The organism is Acidobacteriota bacterium (genome assembly GCA_003225175.1).
Classification (GTDB): domain Bacteria; phylum Acidobacteriota; class Terriglobia; order Terriglobales; family Acidobacteriaceae; genus Gp1-AA112.
Window position 1 is genome coordinate 1 of the sequence record QIBA01000011.1, and the last position, 4,197, is coordinate 4,197.

The 4,197-nt window shown below is 61.0% G+C and carries 1 protein-coding gene; it reads left to right on the top strand.

Annotation, left to right across the window (positions count from 1 at the left end; genetic code table 11):
* The coding region (locus DMG62_00360) for a hypothetical protein (protein PYY24988.1) at positions 1-4,197 on the top strand (4,197 nt) is incomplete at both ends.

The window sequence follows — 4,197 nt, forward strand, 5'->3', positions numbered from 1 at the left end:
TGAGTCCGGCGAGTGTGCTGGGCAACTACAACATCACCTTGAACACGGCAGCGTTCACGATCGGCAAGGCCACGGCGTCGGTGACTCCGGCTGCGGCGAGCAAGACCTATGGAGCGACGGATCCCGCGCTGAGCGGCACGCTGGCCGGATTCGTTGCGGGCGACAACATCACGGCGACGTACACGCGGACAGCGGGAGAGACGGTTGCGGGCAGTCCGTACACGATCAGCGCGACGCTGAGTCCGTCGAATGTGCTGGGCAACTACAACATCACCGCGAACACGGCTCTGTTCACCATCGGCAAGGCGATGCCGACGATCACGTGGACGAATCCGGCGGCGATCGCCTACGGCACGCCACTGGGTGCTACTCAACTGAACGCCAGCACTGACGTTCCCGGTATCTTCACCTTCATGCCAGCAGCGGACGCGGTGCTGAATGCGGGAGCGAACCAGACGCTCTCGACGACATTTACTCCGACTGACACGACCGATTACACGACGCAAACTGCGAGCGTGACCATCACGGTGAATCAGGCCTCTTCATCAACGACGTTCAGCAGCTCGCAGAATCCATCGCCTCTTGGGGTTTCCGTCACCTTCACGGCGACGGTCACGAGCGCTGGCGGCACGCCAGCCGGCACGGTGACGTTCAACGATGGCAGCACCAGTTTGGGCACGGCGTCGCTAGTTTCTGGTCAAGCTGCGTTCAGCACTTCCACGCTTGCCCTTGGAGTGCATTCGATCACGGCTGTCTATGGCGGAGACGCGAACTTCCTGTCGAGCACATCCTCGGCGCTGAGCCAGACCGTGGCGCCGCCGAGCCTGCAGTCAATCACGATCAACGCCGCCAGCGCCTCGATCGCGAAGGGAACTACCGATCAGTTCACTGCCACTGGGACCTTCAGCGATGGCACCAACCAGGACCTGACTAATTCCGTTACCTGGAATTCGCAGAAGCCGGCAGTGGCGACCATCAGCGCTGGCGGCCTGGCGACCGGAATCTCGCTCGGTTCGAGCGACATCGGCGCCACACTGAACGGAGTCACGTCGAACACGATCCCGCTCACTGTGACGCAGGCTACGCTGCAGTCCATTAGCATCAGCGCTGTTGAGACTTCGATCGCGAAAGGCACCACTGCTCAGTTCACCGCAACCGGCACCTTCAGCGATCACACTACCCAAGATCTCAGCGGCTCCGTCACCTGGAATTCCGCGACTCCGGCGATCGCCCCCATCAGCGCTAACGGATTGGCGACCGGAGTCTCGACTGGTACGAGCGACATTAGCGCGGCTCAGGACGGTGTTACTTCGAACACGCTGACTCTCACGATTACTCCAGCAGCGCTGCAGTCTATTGTGGTCAGCGCTCCAAAGACTTCGATTGCGAAGGGCACTAGCGATCCGTTCACCGCCCTCGGGACCTTTAGCGATGGCAGCACGCAGGATCTGACCAACACGGCAACCTGGAGTTCCTCCGACGATACCATCGCGAGCATCAATGCTGCCGGCCTGGCCATGGGAGTCGGTGTCGGCTTGACTAACATCAGCGCTACCCAGGGCGGGGTAACTTCGAACACGCTGACACTTACCATTACTCCGGCGGTGTTGCAGTCGATCGCGATCAGCGCAGATAACACGTCGATCGCAAAAGGTACCACCATTCAGTTCACCGCCATGGGCTCTTTCAGCGATGGCACTACTCAGGACCTGACGAGCTCGGCAATCTGGACTTCTTCGATTCCCGAAAGGGTCAACATCACCGCTGGCGGGCTGGCCATAGGAGTCGCAGTCGGTTCGAGCAGCATCACGGCCACGAAGAGCGGCGTCACATCTAACGCATTTGTACTCACGGTGACAGAAGCGGTGCTGCACTCCATTAGCGTGACTCCGGCGAGCGCGTCGATTGCCAAGGGGCTGACACAGCAGTTCACCGCGACCGGCACGTTTAGCGACGGTAGCACTCAGGATCTGACAAGCTCTGCAGTCTGGACCTCGTCGAGTACCGACGCGGCCAACGTCACGGCAGACGGACTGGCCATGGGAGCCGGAGTCGGTTCCAGTAACATCACTGCAGCCCAAAATGGGATTACTTCTGATCCGGCGTCGCTAACGGTAACGGCGGCGGCACTGCAATCGATCACAGTGAGTCCGGCGAGCGCCTCGATTCCTAAGGGACAGACGCAGACGTTCACGGCGACCGGGCACTACTCGGATAACAGAACGCAACCGATCGCGAACGTTATCTGGAGCTCGTCAGACGCGACGATCGCCGACATCGACGCTGCCACCGGAGTGGCAACGGGAGCGAACGCAGGCGGGCCGGTGACGATTACGGCGACCCTGGGCACAGTCGGCGGGACAGCGTCGCTGAGAGTCACCGTTGCCAATCAGGCGACACTCACGATAACCGGACCTTCAGCCGTCACCTACGGTACGACTAGTGCACCAACGGTGTCGGGCGGTAGCGGAATGGGTGCACTGAGCTTCAGTACCGGCGCCTCGACGGGATGTTCAGTCACCGGAACAACAGTGTCGGTCTCCAACGCAAGCGGCACCTGCTCGCTTGTGGCCACGAAGGCCGGCGACAACAACTACAACCCAGCCAGTTCTGCACCCTTCACCGTGGAGCTGAACAAGGCGACGCCGACGATCAAGATCCTCAATGGGAATAGCGATGTGACGGGACAGACAGCCACGTTCACTTACAACGGGAGCTTGCAAGGTCTGGCGGCAACCGCTACTGGCGCAGGTGCCGACAGCCTTTCGATCAACAGCATAACCTATGATGGCTCCCCGGCCGCGCCCGTGAACGTGAAGGTCGTCAGCGGCGCGGTCGCCAGCTATAACGTGGTCGCCAGCTATAACGGCAACAACAACTACAACGCAGCGTCTGCCGGCGCCGGCGAAATTATCAACCGAGCAAACGCGTTCATCGCGGTGACGCCCTACAGCGTGACCTACGACGGGCAGGCGCATACGGCGACTGGTACTGCTATAGGCGTCGAGAGCGCTCCAACTGACTTGATCTCTCTGCTGACGTTGAGTGGCACGACTCACACCGAGATGGGCACGTATAACGGCGACACATGGACCTTTTCGGGAAATAACAACTATAGCGCCGCGAGCGGCACAGTCAATGACGCCATTGCGACGGCGGGATCCACGGTGACCGTAGACTGTACTGCGGGCGCGCCCTACACCTATACGGGTTCGGCGCAGACGCCGTGTACTGCGGTTGCAACCGGAGTTGGGAACCTGAACGTGATGTTGACGCCCAGCTACTCGAATAACGCCAACGCAGGTACGGCATCGGCGACGGCGAACTTCGCAGGCGATACCAATCACAACGGCAGCACAGGCAGCAGCAGCTTCGTGATCGGAAAGGCGACGCCAACGATCATCTGGGCGAACCCGGCGAGCATCGCCTACGGCACGGCGCTGAGCGGGACGCAGTTGAATGCCACCGCCAATGTTCCCGGTACCTTCACCTACACGCCAGCAGCAGGCACAGTGTTGAACGCAGGAGCAAACCAGACGCTGTCGGTGACGTTCACTCCGACGGATACGACGAACTACACGACGAAGACAGCGACGGTAAGCATCACCGTGCAGCAGGCGACACCGGCGATCGCCTGGGGGAACCCAGTCAACATCACCTACGGAACGGCGCTCAGTGGGACGCAGTTGAATGCGACGGCCAGTGTGCCCGGCACTTTCGCCTACACGCCACCGGCCGGCACGGTGCTAAATGCGGGCGGGAACCAGACGCTGTCGGTGACGTTCACTCCGACGGATACGACGAACTACACGACCCAAACCGCAAGCGTGAGCATCACCGTTAGCAAAGCGGGCTCAATGGTGAACGTGGACTGTACGGCGGGTGCGCCCTACACCTACAACGGTTCGGCGCAGACACCGTGTACGGCAGTTGCCACCGGGGCTGGGAACCTGAATGTATCGTTGACCCCGAGCTACTCGAATAACGTCAACGCGGGTACGGCACTGGCGACGGCTGACTTCGCGGGCGATGCGAATCACACCAGCAGCTCCAACACGGCTCTGTTCACGATCGGCAAGGCTACAGCCTCGGTGAGTCCGGCTGCGGCGGGCAAGACCTACGGAGCAGTCGATCCCGCGCTGAGCGGTGTGCTGGCCGGATTCGTTGCGGCTGACAACGTCACGGCGACGTACACGC